Annotated in this window: 15 protein-coding genes; 4 read left to right on the top strand and 11 right to left on the bottom strand. The window is 72.6% G+C overall.

Features of this window, described 5'->3' with window-relative positions; all coding sequences use genetic code 11:
* Window positions 1-68 precede the first annotated feature (68 nt).
* The 5 genes from ASD48_RS01985 to ASD48_RS02005 form a co-directional block, all read right to left on the bottom strand.
* Entirely contained in the window at window positions 69-1,022 is a 954-nt protein-coding gene (locus tag ASD48_RS01985) for an ROK family glucokinase (protein WP_020129975.1), read from the bottom strand.
* 67 nt (window positions 1,023-1,089) lie between these two features.
* The gene (locus tag ASD48_RS01990) at window positions 1,090-1,599 is read right to left on the bottom strand and encodes a DUF5304 domain-containing protein (protein ID WP_057599583.1); all 510 of its coding nucleotides are present in this window, start codon (window positions 1,597-1,599) and stop codon (window positions 1,090-1,092) included.
* 81 nt (window positions 1,600-1,680) lie between these two features.
* Window positions 1,681-2,856, bottom strand: coding sequence for an ArsA-related P-loop ATPase (locus ASD48_RS01995; RefSeq protein ID WP_057599584.1), 1,176 nt, complete (start codon window positions 2,854-2,856; stop codon window positions 1,681-1,683).
* An 88-nt stretch (window positions 2,857-2,944) separates the two neighbouring features.
* Window positions 2,945-3,409, bottom strand: a complete 465-nt coding sequence (locus ASD48_RS02000) for an SRPBCC family protein (protein ID WP_057599585.1) — start codon at window positions 3,407-3,409, stop codon at window positions 2,945-2,947.
* 161 nt (window positions 3,410-3,570) lie between these two features.
* Window positions 3,571-4,326: a metallophosphoesterase gene (locus ASD48_RS02005; protein ID WP_057599586.1), complete on the bottom strand. Its 756-nt coding sequence runs from the start codon at window positions 4,324-4,326 to the stop codon at window positions 3,571-3,573.
* A 348-nt stretch (window positions 4,327-4,674) separates the two neighbouring features.
* Here ASD48_RS02005 and ASD48_RS02010 point away from each other — a divergent pair, with 348 nt between their 5' ends.
* A complete protein-coding gene (locus ASD48_RS02010; protein WP_057599587.1) occupies window positions 4,675-6,471 on the top strand; it encodes an AMP-dependent synthetase/ligase in 1,797 nt (598 codons plus the stop codon).
* A gap of 346 nt (window positions 6,472-6,817) precedes the next feature.
* Here ASD48_RS02010 and ASD48_RS02015 read toward each other — a convergent pair whose 3' ends face one another.
* Complete coding sequence (locus ASD48_RS02015) at window positions 6,818-7,960, bottom strand: glycosyltransferase family 4 protein (RefSeq protein ID WP_057599589.1); 1,143 nt, start codon at window positions 7,958-7,960, stop codon at window positions 6,818-6,820.
* A 78-nt stretch (window positions 7,961-8,038) separates the two neighbouring features.
* Here ASD48_RS02015 and ASD48_RS02020 point away from each other — a divergent pair, with 78 nt between their 5' ends.
* Entirely contained in the window at window positions 8,039-9,274 is a 1,236-nt protein-coding gene (locus ASD48_RS02020) for a glycosyltransferase family 87 protein (protein WP_057599591.1), read from the top strand.
* Between the two features lie 168 nt (window positions 9,275-9,442).
* On the opposite strand, the gene ASD48_RS02025 is transcribed toward ASD48_RS02020, so the two are convergent.
* The 5 genes from ASD48_RS02025 to ASD48_RS02045 all read right to left on the bottom strand — a co-directional run bounded on the left by ASD48_RS02025 (window position 9,443) and on the right by ASD48_RS02045 (window position 14,804).
* Window positions 9,443-10,645 (bottom strand): hypothetical protein, encoded by a 1,203-nt coding sequence (locus ASD48_RS02025; protein WP_057599592.1) that lies wholly within the window; start codon window positions 10,643-10,645, stop codon window positions 9,443-9,445.
* A 39-nt stretch (window positions 10,646-10,684) separates the two neighbouring features.
* Window positions 10,685-11,707 (bottom strand): C40 family peptidase, encoded by a 1,023-nt coding sequence (locus tag ASD48_RS02030; RefSeq protein ID WP_057599593.1) that lies wholly within the window; start codon window positions 11,705-11,707, stop codon window positions 10,685-10,687.
* Between the two features lie 199 nt (window positions 11,708-11,906).
* On the bottom strand, window positions 11,907-12,941 hold the full coding sequence (locus ASD48_RS02035; protein WP_057599594.1) for a C40 family peptidase: 1,035 nt from the start codon (window positions 12,939-12,941) through the stop codon (window positions 11,907-11,909).
* 211 nt (window positions 12,942-13,152) lie between these two features.
* Window positions 13,153-14,496: an NYN domain-containing protein gene (locus tag ASD48_RS02040; protein WP_057599595.1), complete on the bottom strand. Its 1,344-nt coding sequence runs from the start codon at window positions 14,494-14,496 to the stop codon at window positions 13,153-13,155.
* A 68-nt stretch (window positions 14,497-14,564) separates the two neighbouring features.
* A complete protein-coding gene (locus ASD48_RS02045) occupies window positions 14,565-14,804 on the bottom strand; it encodes a hypothetical protein (RefSeq protein ID WP_020129990.1) in 240 nt (79 codons plus the stop codon).
* Window positions 14,805-14,977: 173 nt separating this feature from the next.
* Between ASD48_RS02045 and ASD48_RS02050 the strand changes: the two genes are divergently transcribed.
* Window positions 14,978-15,763 carry a rhomboid family intramembrane serine protease gene (locus ASD48_RS02050; protein WP_057599596.1) on the top strand — a complete coding sequence of 262 codons (786 nt, stop codon included), beginning with the start codon at window positions 14,978-14,980 and terminating at the stop codon, window positions 15,761-15,763.
* A complete protein-coding gene (locus ASD48_RS02055) occupies window positions 15,760-16,041 on the top strand; it encodes an Lrp/AsnC ligand binding domain-containing protein (protein WP_020129992.1) in 282 nt (93 codons plus the stop codon). Before ASD48_RS02050 ends, ASD48_RS02055 begins: the two co-directional genes overlap by 4 nt.
* Window positions 16,042-16,084 lie beyond the last annotated feature (43 nt).

The raw sequence follows: 16,084 nt of genomic DNA on the forward strand, positions 1-16,084 counted from the left end.
CCGGAAAAGCGAACGGGGGCCGCGAGCGGCCCCCGTGTTGACGCGATATGCAGCACTGCGCGGTACGACTACATGATCGGGTCGGGTTCTCTTGCCAGGTCCGCCGCCCCCACCAGGCCCGCCTTGTTGCCCAGCTGGGCCGCGATGACATCGGCCACCGGGCGCCAGTTGCCGCCGACCAGCCAGCGCTTGTAGGACTTCCGGATCGGGTCGAGGACCAGCTCACCCTCGTCGGAGAGACCGCCGCCGACGATGAAGGCGGACGGGTCGAAGAGGGAGGCGAGGTCGGCGAGACCCGCGCCGGCCCAGCGGGCGAGCTCGCGGTAGGAGTCGACCGCGACCGGGTCGCCCTGGCGGGCGGCCATGGAGATGTGCTTGCCCTCGATGCCGTCGGGGTTGCCGTCGCCCAGCGACAGCAGGATCTCGGCGTTCTCGGGGGTCGCGTTGGCGCGCTGCTTGGCGTAGCGCACGAGGGCACGGCCGGAGGCGTACTGCTCCCAGCAGCCCTGCGAGCCGCAGCCGCACAGCAGACCGTCCGGCACCATGCGGATGTGGCCGAACTCGGCCGCGACGCCGAAGTGACCGCGGCGCAGCTTGTTGCCGATGATGATGCCGCCGCCGAGGCCGGTGCCGAGAGTGATGCAGATGACGTTGCGGTGGCCCTTGCCCGCGCCGAACTTGTACTCGCCCCACGCCGCGGCGTTGGCGTCGTTCTCCACCACGACGGGGAGACCGACGCGGGCCTCGACCTCGTCCTTGAGCGGCTCCTGGCGCCAGTCGATGTTGGGCGCGAAGTAGACCGTCGAGCGCTGGCGGTTGACATAGCCGGCGGCGCCGATGCCGACACCGACGATGTCGTGCCCGGCGCGCGCGCCCTCGACGGCGGAGGCGATGGCGTCCACGATGCCCTCGGGCGTACCCGGGGTCGGCACCTTGTGGGTCGAGAGGATGTTGCCTTCCTCATCGACCACGCCGGCCGCGATCTTCGTGCCGCCGATGTCGACGCCGATGGTGAGTCCCATGAATCCCTCAGTTTCGGTCGAGCCCCGCTACGGCCAACCGTACCCGAGGCCCTGCCCCCGGAGGGCTTCAGTCCAAGTCGATGCGCTGGCCGGGACCGGTGTCGTCACCGTCGCGGCCTTGATCGCGCGGGGTCTTCCCGGGGTCGCTCGACCCCGCCGTCCAGCGCTGTTCCTGGGTCTGGACGGCGGAGCGGTAGGCGGCGAGGAGTTCGCTGCCGGCGGCCGCCAGGTGGTCGAAGACGTCCGGGTTGCGCTCGATGACGGGCTCCACGGCGGCCCTGGCCTGCTCGACGACCTGGCGGACCACCTGCTGGGCGGCCGGTCCGGCGACCGCCCCGAGCAGCGGGGACTGGAGCGAGGACAGCTTGTCGCCGACGGCGTCGACGAGCTTGCGCAGTTCCTCGGCGGCCGAGCCCGGCGCCCGGTCGTCCTGGGCGCGGCGGCGGGCCTTCTCGGCCGCCAGGTCCTCGGCGGCGGCGGTGGCCCAGGCGTCGGCGTCGGTCGCACGGGGCTGCTCGTCGAAGCCCGACCCGTCGGGCTCCCCGGCGGCGTCGGGCGTGGGGCGCTCTTCGCTCATGGCGGACTCCTGATGACTCCTGGTCGACGACGCCTGATGACGGCTCGTCCCTACGACGTTACCCGAACGGCGGAACGTCGTTCAGTGGGTGCGCGGCCAGAGCCCGGGATCCGGCGCGAACCTCACGCACAGCTCGCCGTCGCGCAGCGCGGCGCCGTCGACGGTGCAGCGGCGCAGCACGGAGGGCAGCGCGACGATACGACGGAACGGTCCGGCGGTGACGACTAGTTCGTCGCCGCGCCGGATGAGGTCGAGCTCGTCGCGTATGGCGCCGGGGAGCGGGAGGTGCCAGACGAGCACGCCGTCCTCGGCGAGCCGGTCGGCCACGGGCCACTCGACCGGGGAGGTAGCCGGGTTGACGGTGGGCACGGCGAGGGCGGCGAGATCGTCGGCGCCGCGCGGGTCGTACCCGAGGTGCGCGACGGGACGGGCCGCCTCGCCCCACTCCCCCAGGGCCTTGCGCTGCTGGGTGACGAGCCGGCCGAGCGGGCCGTCGTCGCCCGCGGGCTCCGGCAGGACGCGGTTGGCGACGAGCGACTCGACGGGCAGGGCGCGCAGGGCGAGGCCGAGGCGGGCGTCGCGTACGGCGTCGGCGCCGGCCGGTCCCGGCTCGGCGACCAGGCGTACGGCGGTGCCGGGGTCGGCGAGGACCGCCTCGACGGCGGCCAGCTCCATGTCCCAGCGGGCGGTCGTCTCGTACAGCCACTCGGCGGGCATCGGCACCCCGGCGAGACGGCCGAGCATCGGGCGCAGGGCGCGGGCGGCCTGCCGTTCCGGCGGGAGCAGACGGCGCAGATAGCGGCGCAGCTCCTCCGGGAGGGCCAGCAGGGCGAGGGCCTGCGAGACGGGCGGCAGGTCGACGACGAGGAGTTCGTGCAGCTCACCGCCGTCGGCGAGGGCGGCGTCCCGCAGCGCGCGCAGCAGGGTCAGCTCCTCGGCGCCGGGGAGGGGGGTGACCTCCTCCGGGTCGAGCCGGGAGGCGCCGAGCAGGTCCAGGACGGTGGAGGCACGGTCCTGGAAGCCGGCGAGGTCGTCCCGGAAGCCGGCGGTGGCGTCGGGACGCCAGGCGGTGAGGCGCGGGGCGACCGGGACGGGGCTCGCCCCGGTGCGCACTCCGAGCGCCGCGCCGAGGGTGTCGGTGCGGTCGGCGCTGAGGACGAGGGTGCGGGTGCCTTCCGCTGCCGCGCGCTGTGCGGTGGCGGCCGCCACGGTGGTGCGTCCGCTGCCGCCAGGGCCGGTGATCAGGATGGTGCGCATGAGGGTGAACCGTAACGGAGGTCGGGGCAGCCCCCCGACCTCCTCGCCCCGCCCCCGGCCCCCGGACTGCCGGGGCCCGGGGCCGGTGCTACTTCTCGGGCGCCTCGAGGCCGGCCTCTCCCGACTCCACCCGCTTCTTCAGGCCGGCCAGCGCGCGGTCGATGATGACCTTCTCGGCCTTGCGCTTGATCATGCCGAGCATGGGGATCTTCACGTCCACGGTCAGCTGGTAGGTGACCTCGGTCGCGCCCGCGCCGGCCGGCTTGAGGAGGTAGGAGCCGTCGAGCTGGCGCAGCATCTGGGACTTCACCAGCGTCCAGGACACCTCGTGCTCACCGGTCCAGGTGTAGCCGAGGACCTGGTCGTCCTTGATGGCGCCGGCGTCCATGACCAGGCGGACCTGCTCGGCGCGGCCCTGCCCGTCGGTCCCGAGGACCTCCGCCTGCTTCACCTCTCCGGTCCAGTCCGGGTAGCGGGCGAAGTCGGCGATCACCGCCATGACCTCAGCCGGTGCCGCCTCGATCGTGATGCTCGAGCTGGTGTGTTCCGCCATCGCTGTGGCTCCTCCAGATGCGGGCCGGTAAAGGTAGAGAAGAGGACACCGCGCGCCAGCCGCCGCGCACGTGTGTGCAGCGTGAAGGCTACCGCGCGCCCGACCTGCCGCCGTCACCCGGAGTCAGGACACCGTCCGGACGGCGCCGGGTCGCGGCCCGGTCACCACTCCAGCGCCCATGGCTTCCCGCTGCCGGCGAAGTGCCCCACGTTCACGCACTCGGTCGCGCCGACCCGCATCCGGCGGGCGAGCGGCTGGTGGACGTGCCCGAAGAGCGCGTAGCGCGGCCGGGTGCGGCGGATGGCGTCCAGGAGCGCCCAGCTGCCGCGCTCGAAGCGGCGGGCCACGGTGTCGTAGACGAGTTCCGGCACCTCCGGCGGGATGTGGGTGCACAGCACGTCCACCTCGCCCACGGCCTCGATCTTCGCCGCGTACTCCTCGTCGCTGATCTCGTACGGCGTGCGCATGGGGGTCTTCAGGCCGCCGCCCACGAAGCCGAAGACCCGGCCGCCGATCTCCACCCGCTCGCCGTCCAGGACGGTCGTGCCGGGCCCGGCGAACTCCGGCCACAGCCGCGGCATGTCGACATTGCCGTAGGTGGCGTACGTCGGGCTCGGGAACGCCGGGAACAGCTCGGCGTACTGCTTGCGGACCGCCTGCTCGATCAGCGCCGCCCGGTCGCCGCCGATGCCGCCCCACAGCCGGGCGCCGAGCTCACGGGCCTCCTCGAAGCGGCGGGCGGTGCGCAGTTCGACGATGAGGTCGGCGTTCTCCACCCCGAAGAGGTCGGGGAAGATCCCGCGGGAGTGGTCGGCGTAGTCCAGGAACAGGACCAGGTCGCCCAGACAGATCAGTGCGTCCGCGCCCTCTCCGGCCCGGGCCAGGTCGCGCGCGTTGCCGTGCACGTCGCTGACCACGTGGATGCGTGTCCGGCGGTTTCCGGGCGGTGTGGATGCCATGACGATCAAGGGTAGGCGTGTGCGGCATACGTGAACAGTGTCGATCGGGATACCGGTTACTGGCCAGTCAGTAAAGCGGTGGACTACTGTCGGCCGGGAAACACCAATCTGTGTGACGCAGCGAACATCTCGCCGGACCCCCCTGTCGAAGAAGCCATACCGACGGGTAACGTCCGGGCAGTCCAGTCGTGCTCAGGATTTCAACCATCGAGATCCACCGAGGTCCCGAGCACAGTCCCGAGCCTTGGACCGCATCGTCGCAGCACACAACGTCGTGGCGCCGGCGCCCTATGAGGAGCAGCAGTCTTGCGCGAGTTCAGCCTTCCGGCTTTGTACGAGGTCCCTGCGGACGGCAATCTGACCGACATCGTCCGCAGAAACGCCGCGCAGCATCCCGACGTCGCCGTCATCGCCCGCAAGGTGGGCGGCGCCTGGCAGGACGTCACGGCCACGGCCTTCCTGGCCGAGGTGCACGCCGCCGCCAAGGGTCTCATCGCTTCCGGCGTCCAGCCCGGCGACCGGGTCGGCCTGATGTCGCGCACCCGCTACGAGTGGACGCTGCTCGACTTCGCGATCTGGTGCGCGGGCGCGGTCACCGTGCCGGTGTACGAGACCAGCTCCCCGGAGCAGGTGCGGTGGATCCTCTCCGACTCGGGCGCGACCGCCGTCGTCGTCGAGCTGGACGGCCACACGGCGGCCGTGGAGTCGGTGCGCGAGTCGCTGCCGGCGCTGAAGCACGTCTGGCAGATCGACGCCGGGGGTGTCGAGGAGCTCGGGCGGCTCGGCAAGGACGTCTCCGACGAGGTCGTCGAGGAGCGCAGCTCGCAGGCCAAGGCCGACGACCCGGCGACCATCGTCTACACGTCCGGTACGACGGGCCGGCCCAAGGGCTGTGTGCTGACCCACCGCAGCTTCTTCGCCGAGTGCGGGAACGTCGTGGAGCGGCTGCGGCCGCTGTTCCGCACGGGTGAGTGCAGCGTGCTGCTCTTCCTCCCGCTCGCGCACGTCTTCGGCCGGCTGGTGCAGATCGCCCCGATGATGGCGCCGATCAAGCTGGGCACCGTCCCGGACATCAAGAACCTCACCGACGAGCTGGCCGCCTTCCGCCCGACGCTCATCCTGGGCGTGCCGCGGGTCTTCGAGAAGGTCTACAACTCGGCGCGCGCCAAGGCGCAGGCGGACGGCAAGGGCGCGATCTTCGACAAGGCGGCCGACACCGCGATCGCCTACAGCAAGGCGCTGGAACTCCCGGCGGGTCCGCCGCTGAAGCTGAGGATCAAGCACAAGGTCTTCGACCGGCTCGTCTACAGCAAGCTGCGCGCGGTCCTCGGCGGCAAGGGCGAGTACGCGATCTCCGGCGGCGCCCCGCTGGGCGAGCGGCTCGGTCACTTCTTCCGCGGCATCGGCTTCACCGTCCTGGAGGGCTACGGCCTGACGGAGTCCTGCGCCGCCACCGCCTTCAACCCGTGGGACCGGCAGAAGATCGGCACGGTCGGTCAGCCGCTGCCCGGCTCGGTCGTGCGGATCGCGGACGACGGGGAGGTGCTGCTGCACGGCGAGCACCTCTTCAAGGAGTACTGGAACAACCCGGCCGCGACCGCCGAGGCGCTGGCCGACGGCTGGTTCCACACCGGTGACATCGGCACCCTCGACGAGGACGGCTACCTCCGGATCACCGGGCGCAAGAAGGAGATCATCGTCACCGCGGGCGGCAAGAACGTCGCCCCGGCCGTGATCGAGGACCGCATCCGGGCACACGCGCTGGTGGCGGAGTGCATGGTGGTGGGCGACGGGCGGCCGTTCGTGGGCGCGCTGGTCACCATCGACGAGGAGTTCCTGGGCCGCTGGGCTTCCGACCACGGCAAGCCGGCGGGTTCGACCGCGGCGTCGCTGCGCGGGGACGCCGACCTGCAGGCGGCCATCCAGTCGGCGATCGACGACGGCAACGCCGCGGTCTCCAAGGCGGAATCGGTGCGGAAGTTCCGCATTCTCTCCGCCCAGTTCACGGAGGACTCGGGCCACCTCACGCCGTCGCTGAAGCTCAAGCGCAATGTCGTGGCGCGGGACTACGCGAGCGAGATCGAGGCGATCTACGCCAAGTAGCGTCTGTTCAGCCCCTCCTGACGGAGCGTCATGGCGCGGTGTCCCCACGGGGACCCGCGCCATGGTGCGTTCGGCGAGAGCGGCGACCGTCGACGCCCGGCCGACCGACCGTGTCGCCGCCGGTCGTCGGTCGCCGGCGGTCGTCGGTCGCCCCCGGTCGCCGGCGGGCAGCCGGCCGACCCGGCGGTCCGCCGCCGACCCGTCAGCAGAGCGCCACCAGCCCGTCAGCAGTCCGCCGCCGGCCCGTCAACAGAGCGCCGCCGGCCGTCTACTGACGCTGCATCGGCTCGCCGTCACGCGGGCGGGGTCGGCGGTCCTCCGCCTCCGCCCGGCGCGGAGGGAGGAGTCAGAGCAACGTCTTCAACCTCTCCGCCAGCAGGTCCCACCGCCACTTCTCCTCCACCCAGGCGCGCCCGCGCTCCCCCATCCGGCGGCGCAGCTCCGCGTCCCCGAGCAGGGCGACGATGCGGTCGGCCGCGTCGGCCGGGGAACCGCCCCGCACGACCCACCCCGTCTCCCCGTCGAGCACGGCGTCGGGCGCCCCGCCCGAGTCCCCGGCGACGACGGGCAGCCCGGTCGCCGACGCCTCCAGGTAGACGATCCCGAGCCCCTCGACGTCGAGTCCGCCCCGGCGTGTCCGGCACGGCATCGCGAACACGTCCCCCGCGCCGTAGTGGGCGGGCAGCTCCGACCAGGGCACCGCCCCGGTGAAGCGCACCGCGTCCGCCACCCCGCGCTCGTGGGCGAGCCTGCGCAGGTCCTTCTCGTACGGCCCGCCGCCGACGATCAGCAGGACCGCCTCCGGCTCGGCGGCCAGGATCCGCGGCATGGCGAGGATCAGCGTGTCCTGGCCCTTGCGCGGCACGAGCCGCGAGACGCACACGACCACCGGCCGGTCGGTCAGCCCGAGCCGGGCCCGTACCTCCTCGCCGCCCGACCCCGGGTGGAAGGTCTTCTCGTCGACGCCCGGCGGCAGCTGCACCATCCGCCCGGCCGCCCCGGCGCTCAGCGCCGTCGCGATCCGCGAGCGGGTGTACTCGCCGAGGTAGGTGATCGTGTCCGTGCTCTCGCCGATCCGGCCGAGCAGCTGCCGGGCGGCGGGCAGCTGCGCCCACCCGGCCTCGTGCCCGTGAGTGGTGGCCACCAGCCGCTCGGCGCCCGCCCTCCGCAACGCCGGCGCCATCAGCCCGAGCGGCGCGGCCGCCCCGAACCACACCGACCCGCACCCGTGCTCCCGCAGCAGCCCGACGGCCCGGCGGGTCGCCCCGGGGGTCGGCAGCAGCATCGTCGTGGAGTCCCGGACGACGGTGAAGGGCTGCTCGGCGTCGAAGGCGGCCGTCGCCTCGACACCCTCGCGGGAACGCTTCCAGGTGGACGCGTAGACGACGAGCCGGTCGGGGTCGAGCCGGAGCGCGATGTTGTGCAGGAACGCCTGGATGCCGCCCGGGCGGGGCGGGAAGTCGTTCGTCACGATGAGGGTCTTGTGCATCGCAGCCGACCTTATCCAAACCTCATTCACAGCCGCGTCCGGCCGCGCTTCACAGCCCGCGGGGAGATCATGTGCGCCATGGACGCGACGGCTGCGAGGCGGCCCCTGACCTGCCTGCTGACAACCTGGGGCGTGACCCGGCTCGCGCTGCTGCTCTTCGTCTTCAAGGTGTTCCTCTTCCCCGGCCCGGACGTCACCAGCGACATCTCCGTCACCTACCAGGGCTGGTACGAGGTGCTGAGCGGCGGCACGTTCCCGGCCGCCGACGTCACCTGGCAGTACCCGCCCGCCGCCGCCCTCGCGATCCTCTCCCCCGGCCTGCTGCCCTTCCTCGACTACGCGTCGGCCTTCTTCGTCCTGGCCTTCCTCGCCGACCTGGCCGTCCTCATGTTGCTGCTGAACACGGGACTGCGCCCCGGCCGGTCGCTGCGCGGCGCCTGGACGTGGGTGGCGGGCGTACCGCTGCTCGGTCCCACCGTCTACTCCCGCTACGACGTGATGGTGACGGCGGTCGCGGTCGGCGCGCTGGTCGCGGGCGTGCGGCGGCCCCGCGTGATGGGCGCGCTGACGGGTCTCGCGGTGCTGCTGAAGGTGTGGCCCGCGCTGCTGCTGGCGGGGGCCGTGCGCAGGCGGGCCTGGGGCGCGGCGGCGGTGACCGCCGGCGCGCTGGCCGCGCTGTTCGCGCTGGCCATGCCCGGCGCCTTCGCCTTCCTCACCTTCCAGCGCGACCGGGGCACCGAGGTGGAGTCGCTGGGCGCCCTCGCCCTCCATGTGGCCCGGCAGTTCGGCTGGCAGGGCCAGGTGCTGCTGCGGTACGGCTCGCTGGAGTTCCTCGGCCCGTACGTCGGCGTGGTGAGCGACGTGGCCCTGGGGCTGACGGCGGTCGCGTTCGGCTGGCTGCTGCTGTGGCGGCTGGCGGCGAGGCGTTTCGCGCCGCAGACGCTCGCGGAGGCGGCGTTCACGGCGGTCCTGCTGTTCACCGTCACCAGCCGGGTGATCAGCCCGCAGTACTTGGTGTGGCTGATCGGCCTCGCGGCGGTCTGCCTGTGCTTCCGCGCCGGCGGTATGGCCCTGCCCGCCGTCCTGGTCCTGGCCGCGTCCTTCGTGACGGTGCTGGAGTTCCCCGTCTACTTCGCGGACGTCGTGACGAGCAGCCCGCTCGGCCTCACCCTCCTGTTCCTGCGCAACGGCCTGCTGGTGGCCGCGGCGATCGTCGCGGCCGTCCGGCTGTGGCGCTCGACGGTGCCGGGGGCGGTCCCGGCTCCCCCGGCCGGTCAGGCCGCCCGCACCAGTGAGCCCGCGGTCTCCCCCTGACGCCCGGGCCACGCCCGCCGCGGCCGGGCCCGTACGGGGGCGGAGGAGGGCCGGGAACCTGTTCCGGCAGGGCGTGCTGCGGCTCGCCCGGGCCGTGGCCGAGGCGGAGCGGGCCCGGCCGCGCGAGGCGGAGCGGGCCCGGCCGCGCGAGGCCGTCGAACGGCCGGCTCAGGCGAGCTGAGCCTTCAGATAGGCCTGCCAGTCCGCGGTGAACTCCGCGAGGGAGGTGCCCAGCACGCTCTCCAGCGCGCCCTCCACCGACCCCGGCCGCTTCCCGTGCTCCCCCACCGCCCGGTAGAACGCGTCCAGCTTCACCTCGTCCCACCGTTCGGCGATCATCCGGCAGGCCAGCCAGCCGCCCTCGTACGCCTGGGCCAGCCGGTCGGCGTCGCCGGAGAAGCCGAAGTCGCCGTCGGCGGGCAGCGCCGCGGGGACGGCGCCGACCGTGACGGAGTGCAGGAGCTCCGGGGCGACCTCGGCGGGGGTACGGCCCGTGCCGCGGTAGCCCACCCAGTCGGCGTACCCCTCGGACAGCCACAGCGGGGTGGCCGCGTTGGTGTGGGCGCGCGTCGCGACATGGGTGGCCTCGTGGGTGAGGACCACCTGCCGGCCGACCCGGCCGAGCATGCCGTACGCGTCCGGGTTGACGATGATCCGGTCCGCGGGCGTCCGGGTCCCGCCGCCCGTCTCGCCCGTGGTGACCGCGGCGATCCCCCGGTAGGAGGAGGCGGGCGAACCGAGCAGCCCCGCCATGCCCTCCAGGGACTTCGGTACGAGGACGACGAGGTGCCCCGCCCAGCCCGTGCCCCAGGCCGCCGAGACCTCCGGGACGGCGTCGTCGGCCAGGTCGGCGAAGGAGCGCAGCCGCGCCTCGGACTGCCCGACCCCCAGGACGAGGCTGTGCGCCCCCCGTACGACGCTCACCGCGCCCTGGTCCCACAGCTGCTGGCCGGCCTTCGTCGCCGGTTTGTCCGAGGCCACCGACCACCGGCCCGCCCCGTCACGGGTCAGGCGCAGCACGCGGGCCGTGGTCACCGGGGCCTTGTCGTAGCCGTCGACGCGGTAGCTCAGTTCGGCGTCGGCGGTGGCGGTGTCCCCGCTGCGGTGGAGCGCCGTCACCCGGTACGACCAGGCCGCCAGCGGAACGGCCCGCACCGCGGCGTATCCGGCGGCGGCGCCGGTGGCCGCGTAGGCGCCCCGGTCGTGCTCCAGGACCGCGGCGGCCCGCCGGTCGAGGACCCGCTGCACATCGGCCTTCGCGTCGTCCGAGGTGGCCCGCCCGCCGCAGCCGACCAGCGCGCCGAGGAGCGAGACGAGCAGCAGACAGAGCCCCAGCACCCCGGGTCCGCGCGCCCGCCCTCGACCAGCCATTCTCCCGATCGTACGGCGGCGGCCCCGCGCGGGCTCCGCTCAGGGCCGGGTCACGGACGAGACCGGCATCATCCCGACCGGGTCGTAACGCACCGGCGCCCCCGGATAGGGGGCGTGGATGACCTGGCCGTTGCCGACGTACATGCCGACATGGCTGGCGTCGGAGCGGTAGGTGACGATGTCGCCGGGCCGGGCCTGGGAGAGCGGCACCCGGCGGCCCGCGTGCGCCTGGGCCTGCGAGGTGCGCGGCAGCGAGATCCCGGCCTGCGCGTACGACCACTGCATGAGGCCCGAACAGTCGAACCCGGTGGGCCCGTTGGCGCCCCAGACGTACGGCTTGCCGAGCGCGGAGCGCACGGCGGCCACGGCGGCGCCCGCGCGGCCGGAGGCCGGGACGGCGCCCGACAGGTCGGCCATGCTGTCCCGGCCGGAGCGCGAGGCCCGGTCGAAGGCGGCGCGTTCGGCGGACGGCAGGGTGTTCAGCAGCTGCCGCGCCTTGGCGAGCTTCTGCTCGACGGTCCGCTTGTGCCGCACCACGGCCTTACGGCTCTTCTCGAGTTCGGCGAGTCGGCCCGCGGCCTCGGCGCGCTCCTGGGTGAGTTCCCGCATGGCGCCCTGGAGTTCCCTCAGCTCGCCGGCCTGGTGGGCGGTGATCCGGTCGAGGACGGACGCCTTGGCGAGGTACTCCTCCGGGTCGTCGGAGAACAGCAGCGCCAGGGAGGGGTCGAGGCCGCCGGAGCGGTACTGGGCGCCGGCCAGCGAACCGAGCTGCTCCCGCAGGCCGTTGATGCGCTCCTGCTGCCGGGCGATGTGGTCCTGGGCCACGCCGACCTGCCCCCGCAGGGTGTCGGCGCGCTCGTCCGCCGTGTTGTAGGCCTCGGTGGCCTTCTCGGCCTCCTCGTAGAGACGGTCCACCTCGGCGCGGGTGTCGTCGTGCGGAGCGGCCGTGGCCGGTACGGCGGACACGGCGCCGAGTGCGGCGGCCGCGACGGACAGCACGCTCAGGGCGCTGCCGGCGCCCCGGTCGAACCCGGACTGTGCAAGGCGGCGATGGGACCCCACGGGATGCCGCGCTCCTTCCGCTGGCGGACAGGGAAACGCGGCAGACAGTAGCCCCGAGGTGGGGGGTCGGCCAAAGACCTCGACGGCAACGCACAGTGACGCCCCGCCGCTGACGCAGGTCACCGGCGGGGCGTGGGGTCACTTCTCGTTGTCGTGATTCGCCCGTTCGGGCGGCGTGGTGTCCCGATCTCGGGACCGCTCAGATCCGGACGCCGAACTGGAAGGGCATGTTGTTGATCGACTCGTAGCGCACGACGGTGCCGGTGCGCGGGGCGTGCAGCACCTGGCCGTTGCCCGCGTAGAAGCCGACGTGGTGCTGGTCGCCGTAGAAGATGACCAGGTCGCCGACCTTGAGGGCACTCTGCGAGTAGATGCGGGTACCGGCGTTGGCCTGGGCCTGCGAGGTACGCGGGATGGAGACGCCGGCCTGGGCGTAGGCCCAGGAGGTCAGGCCCGAGCAGTCGTACGTGGCCGTGCCGGTGGCACCGTACTGGTACGGCTTGCCGAGCTGGCTCTGCGCGGCCTGGAAGGCGGCCATGGCCCGGCCGGAACCCGCCGGGGCGTCGCCGAGGTCCACGCGGTCGCCGGCGTCGCGGCTGGCACGGGCGTCGGCGGCCGCGAGGGACGCCTGCTCCTTGGCCGTCAGCGTGTTGAGGAGCTTGCGCGCCTCGGTGAGCTTGGCCTGGACTTCCTTCTTCTTCTTGCCCAGTTCGGTGCGGGTGGTGGCGAGGTCCTTGAGCTTGGTGGAGGCCTCGCTGCGCTCCTGGGCGAGCTCGCGCTGCTTCTCCTGGATCTTCTTCAGCGCCTCGACCTGCTGGGCGCTGAGCTGGTCGGCGGCGGACGCCTTGTCCAGATAGTCGTCCGGGTCCGAGGAGAGGAGCAGCTGCAGGGAGGGGTCTATGGACCCGGTGCGGTACTGGGCCGCGGCCGCCAGACCCATGGAGTCGCGCAGCTCGTTGAGGTCGGCCTGACCGCGAGCGACGTTGTCCTGGATGGTGGAGATCTCCTTCTGGAGCTTCTCCTGCTTCTCCTTGGCACCGTTGTACTTCTCGGTGGCCTGCTCCGCGTCCTCGTAGAGCTTGTCGACCTTGGTCTTGACCTCGTCCTTCGTGAGCTTCTCGCTGGGTGCCGCGTTGGCGGCCTGCGAGCTCAGCACGACGGCAGCGGCGGCTGCGGTGGTCAGCACGGTCACGCGTGCGCGACTCGGCTGCTTCGGTCGACGGTGGGACGCCACGGAGACGGGCTCCTTCTTTTGAGTGATCACCCGTTTGGAGATGCGAGCCCTGACCTTAGTGACCTCGCCGTGATCAGTTCAAATCCTCAGGAGAAAAAAACCCATCACGCAACGCAGTTTTTTCAATCAACTCACATGTAGTCATGCTCGATTGACGCTACGTTGCGTGACGATCCCGCCAATTCGGTCAATAAACCTGGAACTTCGACGTTTAGGACAGCCTCTTCAGAAGTACCGCGGAAGCCACCGGTCGGGCACCCGCCTTGGCGATCCCGTCGGCCACCTCACGGTCGGTCGAGGCGACGATGACGGGCCGGCCCGGCGGCTCGGCCCGCACCAGCTGACGGATCAGCTCGTCGGCCGTGACACCCGGCTTGGAGAACAGCACCCGCACCCCGCGCGGCGGCGCGAGCAGCACCGGAGCGGCCAGTTCGGCCCCGTCGAAGACACAGGTGACCTCGGCGCCGGTCTGCGCGGCGAGCTGCGAGAGCTGCCCCAGGAGCCGGAGCCGCTGCTTCTCCAGCGGCATCTGCGGATAGCCGGTCTTGGTGACGTTGTAGCCGTCGACGACGAGATGGGCCTGGGGCAGCGCGAGCAACTGGTCGAGAATGGCCGGATCGTTCTCCGACAGGGCACGCGTGGCGATGTCCTTCGGGGTCATTCGTCCCGGTTCGACCGCGTCGACGGTTGCCGCCGGACGCACCGACACCGGCGGCAACGCCAGTTCCCGCCGCAGCCCTTGGGCCGCGTCGAGCACCGTGTCCAGCAGCAGCCGCACCCGCATGTCCTCGACGCTGCGCCCCTCGCGCGCCGCCCGCCGGGTCGCCTCCAGCGCCGCCTCCACCTCGCCGAGCCGCGCCTTCAGCCGCCGGGCCTCGCTCTCCGCGGCCGACACCTGGGTCTGACCCTCGGCGCGCACGGTCTCCAGCTCTCCGCGCACCTTGCGCAGCGCGGCCTCGCCCCGCTTCACGTCGCTGAGCGCCGAACGCAGCTTGCGATGGAGCGATTCCGCTTCCTTCCTCGCCGCGTCCAGTTCGGCGCGCAGCCCCTCGGTGCCCGCCCGGGACTGCTCCCGGGCCCGGTCGAGCTCCTCGCGCAGCCGCTCCAGTTCGGCCCGGCTCTCCTCGCCGGCCCGTTCGGCGTCCGCCCGCTGGGCCTCCTCGCCGGCCGCGGTCACCAGCTTCACCCAGCCGGGGGGCCGCAGCACGTAGGCCGCGGCCGCCACTTCGTGCGGGTCCGCGGCCGGGGTCGGCGAGCCGGAGTCGAGAGCGCCGGCGAGTTCCGGCTGGGCCTCTCTGAACTTCTCGGCGATGCGCTGCCGGAAGAGCGGATCGGTCTCCAGCGCGGCCGCCATCGCGTTGCCCGCGAACTTCGCCCGCCGGTTCGGGGCGAACCGGGCGTACTGCCGCAACTGGACCGGCAGTTCGCCGACGGTCAGCCCGCCGAAGCCGTCGGAGACGATCTGTACGACCCTGCGCCGCACGCCGTCCGGCAGCGGACGGTCGAGCATCTCGGCGGCGCCGTCGCCCGGCCCCCCGCCTGCGCTCTCCACCATCCGTCACACCCCAATACTGTGCGGGCCTCCCCACTCTCGGCTTCGCTCGAGCGGAGGGACCCCCGTCGTCAGGAACCGGCGCCCGGCCGATCCACGAGTTCCACCTGGTCCACGGCGTTGCACCAGCGGCACCGCACCGACTCGATGGTCTCACTGACCACCTCGCGCTCCTCGACCTTCGGCTCACCGGCGAGGTCGAGGTGCACGTACTCGACGACCTTCGACGAGCGCGTCACGTCGAACCGCGTGAGGTTGCCGCAGAGCGTGCAGCGCCACCGCGTCGCGGCGGTCGGGAGGGGAACCGTCATCGTGGCTGTCCGCTTCCTTCTAGTGTCGTGCTTCCGGTTGCCGGGGTCGGGCCGGAGGCTCCCCAGCGCGTATGGCTCGTAACCCTACGGCCTGGCGGGTACTCGCCGCCCATCCGTCCGCGGCGGCGAGGCGATCCGGGCGAGTGCGTCCGATTACGTCATGCTTTGTTCCCATGATCGGCGACTGGAACGGGACGGTCGGCAGGGTGGTCCGCAACCGCCCGGCGCCGGTGACCTACGCACTGATCGCCCTGTGCTGCCTGATCTTCCTGATCGGGCCCGCCTCGGGCTTCAATCCGGCGTACGGCTCCGGCGACGAGCTGCTGGCCGCGCAGCGCGCCTACTTCCGGCGTTGGGGCGTGGTGCCCGGCGAACTCTTCGAGGGCGCCCCGCGGGCCGCCCTGACCCCGGCCACGGCCCTCTTCGTCCACGGCAGCTGGGTGCACCTGCTGGGCAACATGCTCTTCCTCTACGTCTTCGGGACGATGACCGAGGACCGGATGGGCCGCGTCGAGTTCACGCTGTTCTACCTCGGCTGCGGCTATCTGGCCCTGCTGGGCTACGCCGCCGCCAACGCCGAGTCGTCACAGTCCCTGGTCGGCGCCTCCGGGGCGATCTCCGCGGTCCTCGGCGCGTTTCTGTACCTGTTCCCCCGAGCGCGGGTGACCAGTCTCCTGCCGTTCCTGTTCTTCCTGCCGCTGCGCTTCCCGGCATGGGTCGTGCTGCCCTTCTGGGCGGCCCTGCAGTGGGTGGCGGCGGGGCGGGCCGCCCAGGGGCCGGGGGTCGCCTATCTGGCCCACCTGGTGGGCTTCGGCCTGGGGCTCCTCTACGCGTGGGCCCGTTCCGGGAAGAACAGAGGTGCGAAGGGCGGCCCCGAAGGGGCGGCGGCGGGTGACGGGCGGGCGACTAGAGTGAAGCCCGCCCCAGCTCCGGCCCCCGAGGGAGAGAACCAGCCGTGATCACCGCGATCGTCCTCATCAAGACCAGCGTGGACCGGATTCCCGAGATCGCGGAGCGGATCGCTTCGCTGGACTCCGTCAGCGAGGTCTTCTCCGTCACCGGGACGTACGACCTGATCGCCATGGTGCGGGTCAAGGAGCACGAGGACCTGGCGGAGGTCATCCCGGGCAGCATCAGCAAGATCCCCGGAGTGGAGGGCACGGACACGCACGTCGCCTTCCGCACCTACTCGCAGCACGACCTGGAGGCGGCGTTCGCGATCGGTCTGGACTCCTGACCGGCCGGCCACCTGACCCGCCGGCCACCTGACCCGCCGGACC

It is taken from the genome of Streptomyces sp. Root1310 (assembly GCF_001426425.1).
Classification (GTDB): Bacteria; Actinomycetota; Actinomycetes; order Streptomycetales; family Streptomycetaceae; genus Streptomyces.

Bases quoted from the DNA above. Each gene is read 5' to 3' on its own strand.
- ASD48_RS01985 (WP_020129975.1), bottom strand. From the start codon at position 1,022: ATGGGACTCACCATCGGCGTCGACATCGGCGGCACGAAGATCGCGGCC.
- ASD48_RS01990 (WP_057599583.1), bottom strand. From the start codon at position 1,599: ATGAGCGAAGAGCGCCCCACGCCCGACGCCGCCGGGGAGCCCGACGGG.
- ASD48_RS01995 (WP_057599584.1), bottom strand. From the start codon at position 2,856: ATGCGCACCATCCTGATCACCGGCCCTGGCGGCAGCGGACGCACCACC.
- ASD48_RS02000 (WP_057599585.1), bottom strand. From the start codon at position 3,409: ATGGCGGAACACACCAGCTCGAGCATCACGATCGAGGCGGCACCGGCT.
- ASD48_RS02015 (WP_057599589.1), bottom strand. From the start codon at position 7,960: ATGCACAAGACCCTCATCGTGACGAACGACTTCCCGCCCCGCCCGGGC.
- ASD48_RS02020 (WP_057599591.1), top strand. From the start codon at position 8,039: ATGGACGCGACGGCTGCGAGGCGGCCCCTGACCTGCCTGCTGACAACC.
- ASD48_RS02025 (WP_057599592.1), bottom strand. From the start codon at position 10,645: ATGGCTGGTCGAGGGCGGGCGCGCGGACCCGGGGTGCTGGGGCTCTGT.
- ASD48_RS02040 (WP_057599595.1), bottom strand. From the start codon at position 14,496: ATGGTGGAGAGCGCAGGCGGGGGGCCGGGCGACGGCGCCGCCGAGATG.
- ASD48_RS02045 (WP_020129990.1), bottom strand. From the start codon at position 14,804: ATGACGGTTCCCCTCCCGACCGCCGCGACGCGGTGGCGCTGCACGCTC.
- ASD48_RS02050 (WP_057599596.1), top strand. From the start codon at position 14,978: ATGATCGGCGACTGGAACGGGACGGTCGGCAGGGTGGTCCGCAACCGC.